Annotated in this window: 19 protein-coding genes; 11 read left to right on the plus strand and 8 right to left on the minus strand. The window is 70.8% G+C overall.

All coding sequences use genetic code 11. The features are described 5' to 3' along the window. Positions 1–27: 27 nt before the first annotated feature. The 4 genes from ABZV93_RS23745 to ABZV93_RS23760 all read right to left on the minus strand — a co-directional run bounded on the left by ABZV93_RS23745 (position 28) and on the right by ABZV93_RS23760 (position 4,859). Entirely contained in the window at positions 28–2,169 is a 2,142-nt protein-coding gene (locus ABZV93_RS23745) for an ABC transporter substrate-binding protein (protein ID WP_354939763.1), read from the minus strand. Positions 2,170–2,268: 99 nt separating this feature from the next. Then, entirely contained in the window at positions 2,269–4,494 is a 2,226-nt protein-coding gene (locus ABZV93_RS23750; protein WP_354939765.1) for a heparinase II/III family protein, read from the minus strand. Beyond that, complete coding sequence (locus ABZV93_RS23755; RefSeq protein WP_354939767.1) at positions 4,491–4,649, minus strand: hypothetical protein; 159 nt, start codon at positions 4,647–4,649, stop codon at positions 4,491–4,493. The genes ABZV93_RS23750 and ABZV93_RS23755 overlap by 4 nt, the downstream gene beginning before the upstream one ends. Positions 4,650–4,727: 78 nt before the next feature. After that, positions 4,728–4,859 carry a hypothetical protein gene (locus ABZV93_RS23760; RefSeq protein ID WP_354939768.1) on the minus strand — a complete coding sequence of 44 codons (132 nt, stop codon included), beginning with the start codon at positions 4,857–4,859 and terminating at the stop codon, positions 4,728–4,730. A gap of 74 nt (positions 4,860–4,933) precedes the next feature. Between ABZV93_RS23760 and ABZV93_RS23765 the strand changes: the two genes are divergently transcribed. Continuing rightward, on the plus strand, positions 4,934–5,554 hold the full coding sequence (locus tag ABZV93_RS23765) for a helix-turn-helix transcriptional regulator (RefSeq protein ID WP_354939770.1): 621 nt from the start codon (positions 4,934–4,936) through the stop codon (positions 5,552–5,554). Here the strand turns inward: ABZV93_RS23765 and ABZV93_RS23770 are convergent. Further along, entirely contained in the window at positions 5,539–6,180 is a 642-nt protein-coding gene (locus ABZV93_RS23770; protein ID WP_354939772.1) for a DUF1918 domain-containing protein, read from the minus strand. The two genes, ABZV93_RS23765 and ABZV93_RS23770, sit on opposite strands and share 16 nt — an antisense overlap. A gap of 454 nt (positions 6,181–6,634) precedes the next feature. Between ABZV93_RS23770 and ABZV93_RS23775 the strand changes: the two genes are divergently transcribed. The 6 genes from ABZV93_RS23775 (at position 6,635) to ABZV93_RS23800 (ending at position 11,381) form a co-directional block, all read left to right on the plus strand. Continuing rightward, on the plus strand, positions 6,635–7,456 hold the full coding sequence (locus ABZV93_RS23775) for a trypsin-like peptidase domain-containing protein (RefSeq protein WP_354939774.1): 822 nt from the start codon (positions 6,635–6,637) through the stop codon (positions 7,454–7,456). 91 nt (positions 7,457–7,547) lie between these two features. Beyond that, positions 7,548–8,012, plus strand: a complete 465-nt coding sequence (locus ABZV93_RS23780) for a nitroreductase/quinone reductase family protein (RefSeq protein WP_354939776.1) — start codon at positions 7,548–7,550, stop codon at positions 8,010–8,012. Further along, on the plus strand, positions 8,005–8,736 hold the full coding sequence (locus ABZV93_RS23785) for a class I SAM-dependent methyltransferase (RefSeq protein WP_354939778.1): 732 nt from the start codon (positions 8,005–8,007) through the stop codon (positions 8,734–8,736). The genes ABZV93_RS23780 and ABZV93_RS23785 overlap by 8 nt, the downstream gene beginning before the upstream one ends. 197 nt (positions 8,737–8,933) lie before the next feature. Next, the gene (locus ABZV93_RS23790) at positions 8,934–9,572 is read left to right on the plus strand and encodes an SRPBCC family protein (RefSeq protein ID WP_354939780.1); all 639 of its coding nucleotides are present in this window, start codon (positions 8,934–8,936) and stop codon (positions 9,570–9,572) included. Then, a complete protein-coding gene (locus tag ABZV93_RS23795; protein WP_354939782.1) occupies positions 9,572–10,549 on the plus strand; it encodes a phosphotransferase in 978 nt (325 codons plus the stop codon). Before ABZV93_RS23790 ends, ABZV93_RS23795 begins: the two co-directional genes overlap by 1 nt. A gap of 55 nt (positions 10,550–10,604) precedes the next feature. After that, positions 10,605–11,381 carry a methyltransferase domain-containing protein gene (locus ABZV93_RS23800; RefSeq protein ID WP_354939784.1) on the plus strand — a complete coding sequence of 259 codons (777 nt, stop codon included), beginning with the start codon at positions 10,605–10,607 and terminating at the stop codon, positions 11,379–11,381. A gap of 3 nt (positions 11,382–11,384) precedes the next feature. On the opposite strand, the gene ABZV93_RS23805 is transcribed toward ABZV93_RS23800, so the two are convergent. Continuing rightward, positions 11,385–11,957, minus strand: coding sequence for a TetR family transcriptional regulator (locus ABZV93_RS23805; RefSeq protein ID WP_354939786.1), 573 nt, complete (start codon positions 11,955–11,957; stop codon positions 11,385–11,387). Positions 11,958–12,072: 115 nt separating this feature from the next. Between ABZV93_RS23805 and ABZV93_RS23810 the strand changes: the two genes are divergently transcribed. From ABZV93_RS23810 to ABZV93_RS23825, 4 genes are all read left to right on the plus strand, one after another. Continuing rightward, a complete protein-coding gene (locus ABZV93_RS23810) occupies positions 12,073–13,278 on the plus strand; it encodes an FAD-dependent monooxygenase (RefSeq protein ID WP_354939788.1) in 1,206 nt (401 codons plus the stop codon). 429 nt (positions 13,279–13,707) lie between these two features. After that, complete coding sequence (locus ABZV93_RS23815) at positions 13,708–14,226, plus strand: hypothetical protein (RefSeq protein ID WP_354939790.1); 519 nt, start codon at positions 13,708–13,710, stop codon at positions 14,224–14,226. A gap of 4 nt (positions 14,227–14,230) precedes the next feature. After that, complete coding sequence (locus ABZV93_RS23820) at positions 14,231–14,632, plus strand: DUF2089 domain-containing protein (RefSeq protein WP_354939792.1); 402 nt, start codon at positions 14,231–14,233, stop codon at positions 14,630–14,632. A 155-nt stretch (positions 14,633–14,787) separates the two neighbouring features. After that, on the plus strand, positions 14,788–15,057 hold the full coding sequence (locus ABZV93_RS23825; protein WP_354939794.1) for a helix-turn-helix domain-containing protein: 270 nt from the start codon (positions 14,788–14,790) through the stop codon (positions 15,055–15,057). Between the two features lie 6 nt (positions 15,058–15,063). On the opposite strand, the gene ABZV93_RS23830 is transcribed toward ABZV93_RS23825, so the two are convergent. Continuing rightward, positions 15,064–15,468: a VOC family protein gene (locus ABZV93_RS23830; protein WP_354939795.1), complete on the minus strand. Its 405-nt coding sequence runs from the start codon at positions 15,466–15,468 to the stop codon at positions 15,064–15,066. Positions 15,469–15,746: 278 nt separating this feature from the next. Further along, the gene (locus tag ABZV93_RS23835) at positions 15,747–18,386 is read right to left on the minus strand and encodes a polysaccharide lyase family 8 super-sandwich domain-containing protein (protein WP_354939796.1); all 2,640 of its coding nucleotides are present in this window, start codon (positions 18,384–18,386) and stop codon (positions 15,747–15,749) included. Positions 18,387–18,508 lie beyond the last annotated feature (122 nt).

Here is an 18,508-nt window from a genome sequence, read left to right on the forward strand (position 1 = left end):
GCGGCACGGAGCGCGCCGCCCTCCGGATCAGGTGTGCTCGGCGGGGTTGTTCCAGTAGAAGGCCTCCGGGTCGTACGCCGCGGGCGTGGGGTGCTGCCACGGCGCGATCAGGCCGTTCAGCTTGAGGTTCTCCCGCGCGGGCACGTTGCCGAGATCCTGGTGGGCGAGCTCCACGCACGGGTAGTTGCCGACCACACCCATGTAGAACGGCCCCTCGGAAATGTGGATCTTGATCATTTCCCAGACACCCGCGTACCGCTTCAGCGCGTCGGTCTCCACCCGTGCCTTGTCGTAGATCTTCCACAGCCGGCTGACCGGGTGGTCCGCCGGCGGCTTCTCGCTGGGTGGGTTGCGTTTCCACGGGTCGACGTTCGCGACCTTCTTCTCCTCCGGGGTGTTGCGGATCATGTCGAAGTTCGCCCACAGCGGCCCCCAGAAGGCCGCGCTCAGCCCGTTGCCCACCGGGACCAGCAGTTCCGGGCTGACCAGGCACTCGTGCACCGGCATCGCGGGATTCATCCAGGCGGTGTAGGCCATCAGCTCACCGGCCTGCCACTTCACGCTCCACTGCGCCGGCGGGACGGGGTTGCGCATGACGTCCAGCCCGAGTGCCTTCCAGTACTTCTGCAGCAGGGCGCCCATCTTGTCGCCGTCTCCGGTGACGTCCGCGGCCTGGTCCAGCCGCAGCCGGAAGCGCCCGCCGTCGGGTAGTTCGCGTACTCCGTCGCCGTCCTTGTCCACGACACCGATCTCGTCCAGCAGCTTCTTGGCCTTCTCCACGTCGTGGGCGACGTGGGCGTCCCGCCAGGTCTCGAACGTCTTCTTGCCGGTGGGATCGGCCAGGCAGTCCGCGGCCTTCAGGCTGTAGGTGCCGGTGGTCTTGTAGCCGGTGTTGAAGAACACCGCCTTCTGCACCTCGGCCCGGTCCACACCGAGGGAGAGCGCCTGCCGGAACTTCGGCTCGTTCAGCACCTTGCGGATCGCCGGGTCCTTGTAGTTGAGGTTGAAGAAGAACAGCGAGCCGCAGCCGGAGCCGCTGTCCCAGAGAAGGACGTTCAGCTTGCTCTTCTTCGCGGCCTGCTTCAGGCCGGACACGTCCGCGAGGGAGATGTTCGCGAACGTGCCGTGCACGTAGTCGGCGTCGCCGTTCTGCACTCTCAGCTTGCTGACCTGAGGATCCTTCACCGCGGTGAACGTCAGCGTGTCGACGTAGGGAAGCTGGTCACCGTCGGGGGTCACGCACCAGTAGTACGGGTTGCGCTCCCACACCATGGTGCGGCCCTCGTGGTAGGTCTTCAACCGCCACCCGGTCATCGTCGGGCAGTCGGGGTTGATCCCGAAGTTCCGCTTGGACTCGAAGGTGTCGACCCACTTCTCGCCGAGTCCGCCGGTGTAGGCGGGGTGGTACTTCACCAGGTAGTGCTTGGGCACGATCCACGTCGGGCCGTTGCCGTTCTTCACCCAGTTGGCGATGTACGCGGCGGTGAGCGGCGCGGAGGTGCTGAACTTGATCGTGATCGTAAGGTCGTCCGGCGCGGACAACTCCGCGACCTTGTGGTCGGCCGCGATCAGCTCGGCCGGCGCCACCTCCGGATGCCGCTCGTCGACCACCATGTCCTTCCACCAGAACATGATGTCGGCAGCCGTGCACGGTTCGCCGTCGGACCAGCGCAGTCCCTTGCGCAGGTGCAGGGTCCACTCGGTCTGGTCGGCGTTGGTGTCCCAGCTCTCCGCCAGTCCCGGCCCCACGTCCATGGCGTCGTTCAGCCAGCGCAGCGGGGAGTGGCCGTACATGTACTCCTTGACCACGCTGCTGGCGGTGTCGTCCACCATGAGGCGCAGATTGCCGCCGTACTTCCCACGCCGCAGCCAGTTGTGCGGCAGGACGTACGGGTTCGCCGGGAGCCGTTCGCTCACCTTCGGCAGCGATCCCGCCTTCACCTGCTTGGCCAGCAGCGGTGACTCGGTGAACTTCGCGGGCTTCGGCAGCGCCTTGGTTCTCGACCCGCTGCCGGTGGCCGCGGACTTGGTGGGCCCGCCGTTCGCGGCCGGGGTGGCGTCGCCACCCGAGCACGCGGCCAGCATCGCCGCGCCCGCGGCGACGGCGGAACCATGGAGGAAGGCCCGGCGGCTGAACCGGGACGGGTGCTGTGCCTGCTCACTGCTCATGCGACCCCAATCAGTTCGCGCTCACGTTAGGGCGAGCGCGGGCCGCCCCGCCGGGCCCCAGGCCGGTTCCGGACGTCCGGATTCCGCCGTCGCCGAACGTCACCAGGGGTGGGGGAGAACGCAGGTGTACGTCGTCTCGTCGGCGTCGGTGTGCTGTTCCACCACCGGGCCGGGCGCCGCGTCGGTGGTGGAGCCGCCACCGAGGGACACCGACCACCTGTCCACGCCGCCGGCCAGGGCGACGTCGAGACGCAACGGGCCGCCGGCCGCGAGTTCGTTCGTACGCCAGGAGACCGAGCGCACGGCGCCGGCGTTCCCGTCGGGCCCGACCGAGCCGTCGACCGGCTCCACCACCGCCGCGAAGCTCACCCGCGGTCCGCGCGACCGGCGCAGCAGGGTCGCCTGGCGTTCGGCCGGCGGATTCGACGGCGAGGTCGCCACCAGCGCGGCCGACCCGTCGGGGTCCAGCCCCCACATCCGGGTGCCGGCGCCGTCCACCTCCCACGCCAGCTCCCACACCGCCGTCCCACCATGCTCGGCCGGCAGTCGGCGTACGTCCTCCAGGAAGTGGTACGCCTCGCCACTCGGCGGCCACGCCGGCATGTCGACGTCGGCGGTGAGGGCGGCGGGGTCCGGCGCGACCAGCGCGCCCCGGTGGTGCCAGGCCAGGTCGACCGGTTCCTCACCGGCCGTCGTGACCAGCACGACGTCAACGAAGTAGCCGTCCGGCGCGGTCTTCCACAGAACGCACCTCCGGATCGACACGCCCGCGTAGGCGGGAACGTGCACCCGCCGGGGTTCGCGCAGCCACGAACCCTGCGGCCCCCGGTCGGCGTCCGGGTCGAGCGGCCAGGACACCGCGACGTCCACCACACCTGGCCGACCCGCGTCCGGCGCGACGTGGGCGAGCAACCGGCCCTGCGCCTCCGGCTGCGACACCTCACCGATCACCACGGTGTTGTGCGCGAGCGTCTGCCGGAACCACGGCCCCTGCAGCGGCGAGTTGTACGCGGGCGACCCGGGATCGGGCGCCAGCCGGACGCCGAACGCGTGCAGGTCCAGCATCAGCTTGTCCGGGTGCCCGTGCCCGCCGCCGTGCAAGCCGTACTTGACGAGCAGGCTGCGCTCGCCGCGACCCGTACCGTCTGACAGCACCGCGTATCCGCTGGCCGGATGCACCGCCCGCCCCGGCCGAGGTGGCCAGATTCCCACGGACGCCCCGGCGTCCGTGGCACGCAGGTCCGGTCCCATCAGCAGCGACGCCTCCGACAGTCGGGGCACGCCGCGGACGTAGGCCGTGCGCAGGAACGCCGCGTCCGCCGGGTCGTTCCACAGCCCGTACGCCTGCTCGTAGTGCGCGGCGTACCCGCCGACACCGAGCGGCAGCGCGATACTGATCCAGCCGTCGTTCAGCGCCGGCAGGCTCAGGTCGGAGCGCAGCATGGTGAGCGGGGCCTCGAACGTCGAGCGCAGCCTCGGCGAGTCGAGAAAGCCCGGGTCGACATGGCGCAGCGCGAGCGCGGACGACAGGACGGCCGATAGCATGTAGAAGTGGTACGACGGCGAGCCCTCCGCCCACCAACCGTCGTCGAGGATGCCTTCCCGCAGTTGCTCGGTCAGCCCGTGCGGATGGGCGAACGCCGTGTCCAGGAAGGACTGCTCACCCAGCTGCACACCGAGCGTGGTCAGTGCGGCGAGGTGCCAGCACTCGATGTTGTGGATCTTGTGCAGGAGGTTCTCGGTGACGTGGGTGCCGATGTTGTGCAGCAGGTCGGTCTCGATCCGCTGCCGGTCGGCGGCGTCGAGGGACTCGCGTACGCCGTCGTAGGCGTAGGCGACCCCGATGCCCCACACCGCCTCCTCCAGCGACTGACCGGTGACCCGGCCGAGGCCGACGTGCTGTCCGTGCGGTGGCAGCTTCGGGTAGCGGCTCGCGTAGTCCAGCAGCAGGTCGGCCACGTGGTCGCGGTAGCGGTCCTGTCCGGTCGCCTGCCACACCAGCGCACTCGTGGTGAGGCCGCCCAGGATGTGGCCGTTCAGCACCGAACGCCAGCCGCCGTCGAACGACTCGCCCCGCCAGGTGGCACCGTCCACCGGGCAGCGGTGCCCGTGCGGGCGCACGGGGTCGAAGTCCAGCACCACGACGTGGTCCGGGCAGTAGTACGCGTGCCCCCAGCCGGCGCCGGTCTCCGCCGGCCGCAAGCCCGCCTTGACGGCCTCGTCCGCCCGGGCCAGCAGGTGCGTCCAGGCCTGGGCGAAGTCCGCGTCCCGGCTGCGTGCCCGCAGCCGGTCGTACTCCTCCCTGGTCCGTAACGGGTAACTCACGAGTTCCCCTTCCGTGCGGCCTTCTCGGCGGCCAGGCCCTTCTCCAGTTCAGACCTGATCTGGTCGCCGCCTCCGGAACGCCACCGTTTGCGCATCTCCGCCAGCGCGCTGATCGGGCGGCGCCCGGTGATGATGCCGTTGGTGTAGTCCTGCACCAGTGCCGACAGCGCATCCCCCTTGGTGAAGTACGTCGCGGAGTCGATGCCCGCGGTGGGGTCCTGCGCGAAGGCCTTCTACATCTCCTCCACCAACTGCTGCGCCCTGAGCGCGTCGCCGGGAGCGTTCGGGAAGTAGTAGCCGATCCCGGGAATCGCCATCAGGCTGAGGAAGCTCTCCGCCGCGACCTTCGGGTCGGTGGAAGCCACCGGGACGCCGGCACGGCTTCACCGACTGCCGCGAGCTACAGGTCGCCAACTGCTGCGTCGGTACGTCGGACCGGGTGGCCGACCTGAGCTTCCTGCACGTCGTGCCCGAACTCCGCGAACTCCTGTGGACCGCGCCCGCGGCGGCCGGACGCAAGGGTGTGCTGAGCACCCGCGTCGCGCCGGAAGCGGCCATGCTAGCGTTCGCCGAGATCGGCCGGCTGACCGAGGCGTTGCGCGGCGATGTCAACCGCGTGTTGCTCATGGCCAGGCTGCTGACCGTACTCGGCCATCTGGTGGGTACGGCAGCACCGGTCCGGCCGGCACCGGAGCCCCGCCCGCCCGTGGTGGAGGCGGTCGTGCGGGCCCTGGACAACGAGCCCGAGTACCCCTGGACGGTCGAGCGGCTGGCCGGACTGGTCAACCTGGATCCGGCGTACCTGCCCCGGCTGTTCCGTCAGCACCTGGGCCAACCGCCGATCAGCGACCTGGCCCGGCTGCGGATCGAACGCGCCTCGGTGCTGCTGGCGGGTACGACGCTGCGGGTGGCTCAGGTCGGTGCGGCCGTCGGCTGGCCGGACCCGAACTACTTCGCCCGCAGGTTCCGCGCGCTGTCCGGCCTGAGCCCGACCGCCTATCGGTCGCGGTGCCTGGTCTCGCCGAGCGCGGAAGGCCCGGCGTCTCAGCCGAACCGGTGAGTCTCGCCCGCGAAGTCCAGTAGGACGCGGAGCACGTCGCGGATCGAGACCACACCGACGACCGCGTCCTCCGTGCGCAGCGGAACGTGGCGTACTTCGCCGTCGCGCATCAGCTCGGCCACCCGGCGGACGCTGTCGGTGGGGCTGGCCCACATCGTGGTGGCGCCGACCAGGTTGTGCGCCTGTACCTCGTCCGGGTCGCCGTCGGCGGCCAGGGCGTGCACGACGTCGCGTTCGGAGATCATCCCCAAGGGCGAGCCCTGGTCCATCACCACCAGCGCACCGACCGCGGCGTCGGCGAGGGACACGGCGGTGACGCGCAGCGAGTCGTGTGCGTCGACGCCGGCGGCCGGCGCGCCCATGATGCGTTCGACCGGATCGTCGGGCCGCACCGGACCGGCGGCCGGTTCCGGTGCCCTCGCCGCAGGTTCCTCTCCGGCTCGCTGCCGGGGCAGCACGCGGGTGTCCGGGCCGGGATAGAGGAGGGACTCGTGCCCGTCGTCCCAGTCCACTCGATAGTGCTCGGCGTTCTCGGTACCCAGCACCTCGCATACCGTGCCCAGCCGGTTGGGCCGGTCGATCACCTCCGCCTGCACGATGATCCGGTCGCCCACTGTCGCGTGCATGGCCGCCTCACTTTCCGGTCCGGAGTGCGTGCCGGGGCTCGGCTCCCGCCCATCGGCACAGCCATCTCGGGTGCTGACTGCACCCTGTCCGGCGCCGGGTCCGGTTACCAAGGGCCGATGGTCCTCGCGCGGCGCAGCAGTGGACCGGTGGCGGCATCGATGCCCGTCGGTGGCGGCCACGTGGTGGGAAACCGCCACGCGAGCGGCACACCGGATCTCAGGATCAGGCGGGGATACTGGCAGGGTGTGGAGGTGGCGTGGCAAGCCGTCCGCACGCCCTGCCGACACTCCCCGAAGTGAGCGCCCGCCGGACAATCGCCGCGAACTGTGGGTTCCGGAGGCACGCAGGCCGAGAGCTGCGGAAACCACCCCGCCCGGTGGACCCGGCCGGGAGGGCACCTCCGCACGCGGTGACGGGGACGTCGGTCCGCGGCCGCGGACCGATCGGGGCCGGGTGCCCCCCACGCTCCGCACCTGGGTCCGAGGACACCTCGCCGTCCTTCTCGTCCTGGCGGCCGCGCTCGGCAGCGTCGTCGGCGGGGCCGTGGGCGCGGCCGCCTTCTCCAGGTTTGCCGGCGGACCTCCCGAGCCGACGGGCCGGCCGGTCGCGCTGGCAGAGGGATTGCCGCGGATCGTGGACCGGATCAGCCCGGCCGTGGTGGAGGTGCGTACGTCCTCTCTCGGCGGCCACGGCATCGGCAGCGGAATCATCCTCACGTCCAACGGCCTGGTCCTGACGAACTTCCACGTCATCTCCGGCGCGTCCCCAGCCGGCCGGATCACCGTGCAGACCGGCACCGCCGCCACGGGCGGCCCCGTCCAACCGGCTACGCTGATCGGCGCGGACCCGAAGGCCGACCTCGCGGTCATCCGGATCACCAACGCCAGCGGCCTCGTCCCGGCACCGCTGGGAAACTCCGACCGGCTGGCCGTCGGCGATCCGGTGATCGCGATGGGCGCGCCGTCGGGCCTGCAGGGCACCGCGAGCTTCGGCATCGTCAGTGCGCTGGACCGGCTGGTGCAGGTGGCCGGGCCGAGCCTGGGCCTCGCCGGCCAGGGCCCACCGGTCACCTACCGCGCGATCCAGACCGACGCCGCCCTCAGTCCGGGCAACTCCGGTGGCCCGCTCGTCGACCAGAGCGAGACCGTGATCGGCATCACCTCCGCCGTCTTCGAGGGAACCAAGGGCAGCTCCATCGGCGTCGGCTTCGCCATCCCGATCAACGACGCCGAGAAGCTCGTCCGCGCGATGGTGGTGCAGTACGGACCGAAGTGACCGATCCCCGGGCGAGCCGATCTCCGGAGGCGGAACACCGTTGTGACCACGGTCGTTCTTCCGTCCGACCACCCGTGAGAAAGGCGTCGCGATGAAGAACCGTACGGCGGCCAAGGACACCCTGTTCCGGTTGGCGACAGGCGTCCACCGGGCCGTCTTCCGCGCCACGAAGGGGCGGGTCCTCGGCAGGACGCTCGGCATGCCGGTCGTCGACCTGATCACAGTCGGGCGCCGCTCCGGCCAGGAACGCTCCACGATCCTGGCCGTCCCCGTCGTCGACGGCGACCGGCTGGTCCTGGTGGCGTCGTTCGGCGGCGACGACCGCGACCCGGCGTGGTATCTCAACCTGCGCGCGCACCCGGTCGTCCGGGTGACCGGTCTCGGCACCACCCGCACGATGCGCGCGCGGACCGCGAGCGAGGAGGAGCGCGCGGCGCTGTGGCCGCGGATCGTCAACTCCTACAAGGGATACGCCAACTACCAGACCCGCACGCGCCGGAGGATTCCGGTCGTGGTCCTCGAGCCCGCGGCGGTCGCCGACAACGCCGATGCCTGAGCTCCCCGTGGACCGCGTACGCCGGCTGGCCGCGGAGTCGCTCACCGCGGACGACCCGATCGGCTGGTTCGAGCGGTTGTATGCCGAGACGGCGAGCGCCGGCGGTTCCGAGCCGGGCGAGAAGCCCGCGATCCCGTGGGACCGCGGCACTCCGCATCCGCTGCTGGCGGCCTGGGCGCACGAGCGGGGCCTGGCGGGCGCGGGCCGGCGTGCGCTGGTGGTGGGCTGCGGCTTCGGGCGGGACGCGGAGTTCGTCGCGCGACTGGGGTACGACACCGTGGCGTTCGACGTGTCCGCGACAGCGGTCGAGGAGGCCCGGCGACGGCATCCGGCCTCGCCGGTCGGCTACGTCACCGCCGACCTGCTGGACCTGCCGGCCGACTGGGTGGGTGCGTACGACCTGGTGGTGGAGAGCATGAACGTCCAGGCACTGCCCGACCCGCCGCGCGCGGACGCCATCGCCCGGATCGGCCCGCTGGTCGCGCCGGGCGGGACGCTGCTGGTGATCGCGGTCGCCCGGGACTCCGAGGACGACCGCGTGGCCGACCGTGTGGCCGACCGTGACCAGGGTCCGCCGTGGCCGCTGAGCCGGGCCGAGATCGACGCGTTCGCGACCGGAGACCTGCGGCCGGTGCGCATCGAGCGCCTTCGCGAGGACGCCGCCGACCCGGGCCGGTGGCGGGCCGAGTTCGGTTCAGCGCCAGAAGGTAGCCGTACCTGGTGACGACGTACGCCACGACGTGACCCTGCGGAACCTCCGCTGCTGACCGGTGCCGCCGGGGCTGACGCGCGGCGTGGCGGTTCGGCCGACACGCCTCGCCGCGACCGGCGGGCGAAGGATCACTATGACCTATACAGTGCAGCTTCCAGGGTCCGCGGGACTGGGGGGCCAAGTCCGCGGCAGGAGTCGAAGGAGGCGCCGTGATCGACGACGTGACCCACCAGCTCGGCGCGGTCGACCGCACCGTCCGCAGCGGCACCCGCGACGGCGCTCCGACCCGGGTGGTGGCCATCAGCCAGACCTACGACAACGCCGTCGACGACGTGTGGGACGCGCTCACCAATCCCGCGCGGCTCCCCCGCTGGTTCCTTCCTGTCACCGGCGACCTGCGGGTCGGCGGGCGTTACCACCTCGAGGGGAACGCCTCGGGCGAGATCCTCGCGTGCACGCCGCCGTCACATCTCGCGGCCACCTGGGAGTCCGCCGAGGAGGTCACCTGGCTGGAGGTCCGGCTCACCGAGGAGGCACCGGGGCGGACCCGGCTCGACCTCGAGCACTCCGCCCACGTCGATCCCGGCCGCTGGAAGCAGTTCGGCCCGGGGGCCGTGGGCGTCGGCTGGGACCTCGCCCTGCTCGGCCTGGCCACGCACCTGTCCGGGGCCGGCGACCTCGACCCGGAGGAGGCGGCGGCCTGGCCGCTGTCGGAGGAAGGCCGGAAGTTCATCGCCTCCTCGAGCGAGCGGTGGGGCACGGCCAACGCCGCGAACGGCGAGGACGAGGCGACCGCGGCCGAGTCGGCCGCCCGCACCACCGCCTTCTACACCGGCCAGCCGCTGTAGTGAGCTCCGAGCTCCACCCGGTCCTCGACCACTGGGGACTCGAGCCCGCCGACTCGATCGAGCGCACCGAGTCCGGCACGATGAACGACACCTACGTCGTCACCACCGCGCGCCGCCGGGTCGTGCTCCGCCGCCACCGCCGCACCGACCGCAGCCAGGTCGAGTGGGAGCACGAGGTCATCGCCCATGCCCGCGCGGGTGGCGTGTCGGTGCCCGCCGCCATCACCACGCCGGACGGTGAGCTCGTCGTCGGGCACGACGGCCGGTGGTTCTCGTTGTTCACCTACGCCGACGGCGAGCAGGTCGATCGCACGCGGCTGCGGCCGGCTCATGCCCGGGCGATGGGCGCGACGCTGGCCCACATCCATCGCGCGCTGGCCGACGTGCCCGACCTCCCGCCGGCCAAGGTGAACCCCACGCCGTCCCCGGAGGAGACCCTGCGGCGGATGGCGGATCTCGCCGCGCTGATCGAACGCCGGGAGAGCTTCGACCAGTGCGACGCCTGGGCGCTGGACCGGCTGCGCAGCAAGATGGCCTTGCTCGCGTCGGAGGGCGGCCGGCTCGCGCTGCCCGAGGCGCCGGCCGGTGCGGCCCGGCTGACCCACGGCGACTACCAGGAGACCAACCTGTTCTTCACCGGTGACGGGACCGACGTACGGGTGGCCGCGGTGATCGACTGGGAGAAGGCCGAGGTGCGCTGGCCGGCCGAGGAGATCCTGCGGGCGTTCCACTACTCGCTGCTTCTCGCGCCCGGCCTCTGCTCCGCCTTCCTGGACGGCTACCGCTCGGTGAGCCCGCTCGCGATCGACGACCTCGACCTGGCCGCCGACATCCGCACGTTCGGCGACGTGCACTCCACCTGGTTGCCCGAGGAGATCTACCTGCGCGGCAACGACCGGGTACGCCAGTTCGTCCGTCCCGGGCCGTTCGTTCCGTTCAGCCGGCAGTGGCACGATCTGCGGCGGACGCTGGTCTGACATCGGCCGGAAAGCTGTTGCGGTGGCGTCGGAAGCAGTGCTTGGGTACGTGCCGATGACAGCCGAACTCGACGCACTCGTACGCCCGGCGGACTACCCGCTCTCCTCCAAGTACGACCCGGAATGGGTGCTGTCCTTGGACATGGGCCCGCATCCCCTGTGGCTGCTGGAGGATCTCGCGCGCGACCTGGACCTGCGTCCCGGGATGAGGGTGCTCGACCTCGGCTCGGGGAAGGGCGCGACGTCGGTGTTCCTAGCGCGGGAGTTCGGCGTCGAGGTCGTCGCCGCCGACCTGTGGGTCACCCCGGAGACTGCGACCGAGGTCTTCACCGCGGCCGGGGTCACCGACAAGGTACGCGCGGTTCACGCCGAGGCGCACGCCCTGCCCTTCGAGCCCGAGTCCTTCGACGCGATCGTGTGTGTCGACGCGTACGAGTACTTCGGCACAGCTGACAACTACCTCGCGTACATCCTCGGTTTCCTCAAGCCAGGTGGGCACTTCGGCGTCGCCACCCCCGCCATGACCCGCGAGATCCGCGACCTCGGCGCGATCCCGCCACACATCAGGGCGTGTGTCGGCTGGGAGGCGCTCGCCTGGCACACCGTGGACTGGTGGCGGTTCCAGTGGGAGCTCACCGACCTGGTCACCATCACCTCGGCGCGGGTGCAGCCGAGCGGGTGGAACGACTGGCTGACGTGGGGCCGGGCCGTACTGACCCGGGCCACGAACGCCGATCGGGTCGCCGTCGAGAGCGTCAACTCCATGCTGGAAGCCGACGGTGGCGAGTTCCTGACGTTCGCGCTGCTGACCGCGCGGAAGAACCCGGCGTGAGGGTCAGGTCGGCAAGGGACCGGTGAGATAGCGCTGCACCGTGGGTGCGACGGAGGCGACCAGTGCTTCGGTGTCCATCGCCACCATCGGCGGCAGCTTGAGAACGTAACGGCACATGGCGATCCCCAGCAGTTGGGAGGTCACCAGCGCGGCGCGGGCCGGCGCCTCGCCCGGGTCGGCCACCACCCGGGCCAGCGCCACCCGCACCTGCCCACCGAACACCTCGCTCAGCTTCGCCGCGGCCGCCTCGTTGGTCGCCGCCGACCGGAACGCCACCACCAGCACGCCGTCGGCGAGTTCGCCCTCCCAGCGTTCGAAGAAGTGCCGGACGAACCGCTCCCCCGCGGACTTCCGAGGACCTTCGGACAGGTCGGGCAACTGCAGGTCGATCTCGGCCGCCACCGCGAACAACCCGTCCTTGGAGCCGTAGTAGCGCATCACCATCGAGGGGTCGATGCCCGCGTCGGCGGCCACGGCCCTGATGGTGGTGCGTTCGTACCCTTCCGCCGCGAACCGGCGGCGGGCCGCCCGCAGGATCGCTTCCCGGGTCCGGTCCGAGCGTGTGGTGAAGGCCATGCCCACAAAGGTAGGCCAACAGGTGTTGGCAATCCACTCGCGCCGAGCTACCGTGAAGTCAACAAGCGTTGGCAAACATTTGTTGGACTTCTGCCGGACCCTTTGGAGGCAAACCGTGGACTCCCTCCCCCACTCCACCGACGCCCCTCTGCCCACCTCCACCGAGGTTCTCGTCGTCGGCGGCGGACCGGTCGGCCAGACCCTGGCCGTCGCCCTGCGGGCTCGCGGCGTGGACGCGACCGTCGTCGACCAGCAGGCCGGACCCGCCGACACCTCCCGGGCCGCGGTGATCCACGCCCGCACCCTGGAGGTCCTCACCGACCTCGGTGTCAACGACGAGTTGCTTCGGCTCGGCCTGGTCGCACCCCGGTTCACCGTGCGCGACCGCGACCGGACCCTGCTGTCGGTCGACTTCGGCCGGCTGCCGAGCGCTCATCCGTACACGCTGATGATTTCGCAGGACCTCACCGAACGAGTCCTGACCGACCGGCTGCGCCAACTCGGCGGCCGGGTGCACTACGGAGTCCAGGTCGTCGACGTCAAGCAGGTCACCGACCACGTCGTCGCCACCATGGAGGACGGCCGGACGGTCCGGGCTTCGTACGTCGTCGGTACGGACGGCATGCACAGCACAGTGCGCGCGCAGGCGGGCATCGGCTTCCCCGGTACGGCCTACGCCGAGTCGTTCGTGCTCGCGGACGTCCACCTGGAGTGGGATCTGCCCACCGACGAGACCCAACTCTTCTTCGACGCCGACGGCCTGCTGGTCGTGGCACCGCTGCCAGGCGGGCGGCACCGGGTCGTCGCACCCCTCGATCCCGCGCCCGAGCACCCCACGCGAGACGACGTTCAGGCCATTCTGGACGCACGCGGGCCCCAGCGAACGCCTGCGTCCGTACGGGAGGTGGTGTGGGGCTCGCGGTTCCGCGTGCACCACCGGCTGGCCGACCGCTACCACGCGGGCCGGCTGGCCCTCGCCGGCGACGCCGCCCACGTGCACAGTCCGGCCGGTGGGCAGGGAATGAACACCGGCATCCAGGACGCCGTCGCCCTGGCCGGTCACCTGAGCGCCCTGGTCGACGACGACACCCGTCAAGGAGATCTTGACGCGTACGAGGCCGAACGCCGACCGGTCGCCGCCTCCGTGCTCACGATGACCGACCGGCTGACGCGCCTCGCCACGACACGGAGCCGGCCGCTGCAGATGGTCCGTAACGCCGGACTGCGGGTCCTCGACCGGATCCCGGCCGCCCGTAACGCGGTGGCGATGAACCTCTCCGAGCTGGGCACGGACCCGAACCGGTCCCGAGCGCGGTCGTAGCCGCAGCGAAGACGCCGAGTTCGACAGGGTGGCAAGTCACCGGGGCGATTGGTTGACAATCTGGAAATTCACGCTTTACTACCTGCCATGACGATCGCACAGCAGAGATCAATTCTGGAGAGGGTGGCCCGGGGCGAGATCTCGCCCGAGGACGCCGAGCGTGAGTTGGCGGCCCTCGACCCGAGCCAGCAGCCGAGCCGGACCGACCCCTCGACGGTAGGCGAACCGGCGCCACCGAGCGACCCGCCGGTCCCCGTGGCTCCGGCTACCGTGGAGGCCGCCAGCCCGGTGCCCGTTCCGCCGGAAGCCGTCGTTCCACCCGCGCCTGTCACTCCCTCGACACCGACCGCGCCACCAGCACCCCCGACGCCGGCAGTTCCCCCCACACCCGCCGCGCCCCCGGCCATCGAACGGCCGAACACTGGTCGGTTGGGTTCCGATCGGTCGAGCCTGACGGTGCACGCCAGTCTGAACGCCGCCGGCACGATCGAGGTCGCCGGCGACAAGGAAGCCGACGACGTCTGGTTCGAGGGTCCGTACCGCGGCTCGATCGAGCGGGACGGCGACGACGTGCACGTGGAGGGCCAGGTCGGCGACGACACCCTCCTCGTCGTACCGGCCAATGCTCAGCTGCACCTCGAGCTCAACGGCGGCGACGCCCTGGTCCGCGGGCTCAGCGGATCCTTCCACGGCGAGTTCAATGTGGGCGACGTCCGGCTGGAGGCCGCGCTGACCGAAGGCGACTCCCACATCGAGGCCAACGCCGGTCGGGTCGAGGTCGTCCTCTCCCCCGAGTCCGACGTGCGCGTCGTCGTGCGATGCCCGGCGGAGTACGACATGGACCAACGCCTGAACAAGACCGGCAGGGGCGAGTACGTGCTCGGCACGGGCTCCGCAAGTCTCCACATCGACGGCAACCTCGCCGAGGTCTCGGTCAGGGTGGGCTGAGCCGATGGCGACGCGTACCCAGCAGACGCAGCACACCCAGCACACACCGCCGAGCGCCTGCCCCACCTGCCAGGCGCCACTGTCAGTCTCGGGCCTGCACTGCGACCGATGTGACACCGAGGTGCGCGGTCACTTCCGGCACTGCGAGTTCTGCGCCCTCGACGACGCCCAGCGCGACCTGCTGCGAGTGTTCCTCGCCGCCCGCGGCAACACCAAGGAGCTCGAACGCCACCTGGGCGTGAGTTATCCGACCGCACGTGCCCGGCTGGACGAACTCCTCACCGCGCTCGGCGTGGCCACCGCCCCGCCGGTCGACCGGCAGACCAGGCGGCGCCAACTGCTGGACGCGGTGGCACGCGGCGACCTCGACGTCGAGGAGGCCATGGCCGAACTCACCCAGGCTTAGGGACTGTCCGGCGATCCCACCCCGAGGGCGCTTTTCTGCGCATGCCGGGAAAGCGCGCGACGAGCATGCGCCAGGCGTTCTTACCCGCCCCGAACCCGGTGGCGCCGAGCGGACGCGGCCGGGCCGGTCGTCGTGAGCGGCGCACCGGATAATCGGTGCGCCGCCCCGCCTTGCGGGCGGACGCCCGTCGTAATCGCGACCAGGTCCTGCGGACCGCTCAGCGCTTGTTCGCCAGTAACAGCCTCGGCGTCTCCCTGGACGAGATCGCCCGCCGTGCCGGGGTCGGACCGGGCACGGTCCACCGGCACTTTCCCAGCAAGGAATCGCTGTATCTCGCCGTCGCGATCGATCAGTTGGGCCGGCACACCTTGCCCAGCTCATCCTCGACGGGCTACGCCCGAGGCCCTGACTCGCAGGATCCGTAGCGAACGTCAGGGCAGGTTGAGCTGCCAGGAGACGCCGAACCTGTCGTTCACCCAGCCGAACCTCGTGCTGAATCCGTACTCACCCAGCGGCATCAGGGTCTGCCCCTTCTCCGACAGCGTGGCGAACAGCCGGTCGAGCTCCTGCTCGTTCTCGCAGGTCACGAACAGCGAGACCGACGGGGTGAAGCCGAACGCGTGCTCGACGGGGCTGTCGATGGCCATGAACTCCTGGCCCGCCAGGGTGAACGTCGCGTGCTGCACGGTCCCCTCGGCGCCTTGGCCGTCGGCGCCGTAGCGGGTCACCGACCGGACCTCGGAGTCGGGGAACAGCGAGGTGTAGAAGGTCATCGCCTCCTCGGCCTGTCCGGTGAACATGAGGAACGTCGTGATCTTCTGTGTGCTGACGATCATGGCGAGCCGCTCTCCTCCAGGTCGAAACAACGTCTAGCCAGCGCCGGGCGACGCTGCGCGTCAGCAGCGTTTCACGCTGGACTTATATAAGTCAAGCCCTATCCATGCATCCCGGAGTACGCCGGATGGGAGCTCCGACGACGCCCCACCTCGAAGTTCAATGCGTGTCAGCGGCGACCATCCACTCGTAGTCGTGCTGACTGCTGCCAGTGGGCGCTGGGGTCGGCGGCGGCCGTATTGCGTGACATCGGCTACCTCGAGGTGGCGCTACGCAACGCCTACAACGAGGCGATCGACTCCCGCTGGCCGCCCGCGGCCAGGGTGACCGTGCGGCTGCCGCCATACAGCTGGGAGGTATCCACGTCCAGCCGGGTTCCGCCCGCGACTGGGCTCACCCGGACGCCCTCGGCCGGCGCGACCGCGGTCAGCGGCCGGCCGCGCAGCACCACCGTGATCGTGGCCCGGTCCGTGGTGGGGTCGGCGACGGCGACCTCGGTCCGTCCGTAGCGAAGCCTGTGCACCAGCACCGACGCCGGACCGTCGACCCGCACGCCCGCGACGTTGTGCGCGCCCGCACCGAAGGTGTTCACCGCGGTCAGCCCGAGCCCGGTGTGGCGGACGGCCTGCACCTGCGTGGTGTTCGCCGCCACGACGACGCGTCCCTCGCCGTAGGAACCCAACTGGCGTTCGGTGGCGTTCGGCACCAGCGCGTACGCCAGCGAGGACGGCGCGATTCCGGGCGCGTGGTCCAGGTGGACGCCGAACACCGACCTGGTCACCGGAGCGTCGGGATTGGCGGTACGCACCACCCGCAGGCTGCGGGTGACCCGCTCGGACGTGACGCGGACCGGTCCGGTGGTGTCGAGGAAGACGTACCCGACCGAGGTCCCCTGGTCGGCGTTGGCGTACCGCAGCCACGCCAGGTCGGCGGTGCCCGCGCCGGCCCACGCGCCCCCGTCCCGCCGCCGGCCGCTGATCGTGATCGTGTCCGTCGGCGCGGCGGTCCGGGAATCGACCGTGGTGAGCACCGCCCTCCCTGCCGGATCGCCCACTCCCGCGGCGAGGACGACGATCTCCTCGTCCAGCATGAACCACGACTTGCGCGCGGTGGCGTTCTGGTAGACCACGAAGTCGTCCGGCAGCAGGCCCTTCTGCTTGGCGGCGTAGGCCACGTCGTCGGACTGGATCATCGCGGCCGCGCCGTAGGCACCGAGGGTCGCACCTCCAGAGTGCCGGTTGGTGCCGCGCGGGAAGTAGACGTAGGTGTTCTGCGACTCCGACGACGCGGTGAAGTTGAGCGGGTGGTCGGGGTTGTCGTAGTACGGCGTTCCGTACAGCTCCGGGATCGTCTTCCGCTGCTGGACCGGCGAGGTGACCCCGGCCAGCGCGTACGGCGACACGGTGGTGAAGTAGTCGACGCCGTAGGCCTGACTCTGATCCTGGCCGGACAGGTAGAGGTAGTAGGCGCCGTCGCCTTGGAACCACGGCAGGAGGTTCTCGCCGTTCATGTACTCGTAGGTGCTGATCCGGTCGGAGCTGCGGGCCAGCGCGAACGCGTAGCCGGGACGCAGGTGGACGTGCCGGTCCATCGCGTTGAACGCCACGCTTCGCGAAGCGGGGTTGAGGTCCTGCGCCTCAGTCGAGTCGTCGGCGACGATGTCGGCGTACCGCGCGACACTCACCGGCGAGACGAACTTTGCCGGGTCGAGCGCGGCCCGCGACGTCTCGCGGATGAACTTCACGTAGCCCTTCAAGGCTTCGGCCGCGGCACCGTCGGCGACGCTCGACAGGTCGACGACCGCCTCGACCACGACGGCCACGTCGGCGTACCCGGTGGTGGTCCGGGAGACCGCCCGGCCCTTGACCACCTCCATCATCCAGCCCTCGAAGATCAGCGGGGCGAACCCGTTGCGCACCCAGCCTTCGACCACCGAGACGAGGTCGTCGCCGCGGACGTAGCCGGTGCCGTCGAGGATCTTCAGCGTCTGCACGACCCGTGTCAACAGGCCCTTGCCGTAGGAACCGGTGTAGGCGACCGAGTCGTGCTGGATGAACGACCCGTCGGCGTGGTAGCCGTCGGTCACACCGTGCTGGAGGTGGTACGGATCCACGGTGGCGAAGACCGTGAGCTGATCGGACAGCGCCTTGGCGACCCGGGCCTGATCGCCGAGCACCGCGCCCTGCAGGATTCGGTTGGTGGTGATGTCGGCGAGGTTCGCGCCGGTGTGGAAGCGGGAGTCGAGGTCGACGTCGCCGTCCTTGCCGTTGCGCAGATAGGCGTCCATCGACGCGACGTACGTCCGCGTGAGGTCGGGACGGTAGGCGCTCAGCTCATCGGCCAGCAGCACCAGCGTCCTGCTGACGTTGGTGGAGGTGCCGATCTCCCAGTTGAACCAGTTGCCGTAGTAACCCTTGGCCTGGTCGCCGTAGTAGTTCGCGTGCAGCCAGGCCAGGCCGTCGATCACCCGGCGCCGCACCGCGGTGTTTCCGTGCAGGTCCGACGCCGGGCCGCCCTGGACGCAGGTGGCGAGCGCGATCTCGTACAGATGCTGGAACGACGCGGTGAGGTTGGGGTCACTCGTGCCCAGCGGGACACCGGCGAACAGCTCATCGCCCGGTCCGTCGGCGCCCTTCATCGCGGCCAGCCAGGTGCGCGCGGTCCGGTCGATGCCGGCCAGCTTGGCGGCGACCTCGGGACGGTCGTTGGTCTCGGCGACGCCGGCGAAGATCGCGACGGTGTTGGCGAGCAGCCGGGCGGCGTCGGTATCCACGGCGTCCACCGCGTCTGTCTGACCGGCCGGCGCGGCGCCCGCGTCACCGGTGACGAGGGCCTGCGCTCCCGCGCGTTCGGGCATGATCGCCGTCGCCAGCCCGGCGGTCGGCAGGAGCGACAACAACTGACGGCGGCTGATCCCCATGGACACTCCTCGACGGCAGCGGCGATGCGACGGCAGAACAGCAGCAGAACGGGGATGAGACGACAGCGCGGAACTGGCGGTACGAGGTGATGCCGCCACAGTATGCACCAATCACACTGCTG

Origin of the sequence: Actinopolymorpha sp. NPDC004070 (genome assembly GCF_040610475.1) — a bacterium.
GTDB lineage: Bacteria > Actinomycetota > Actinomycetes > Propionibacteriales > Actinopolymorphaceae > Actinopolymorpha.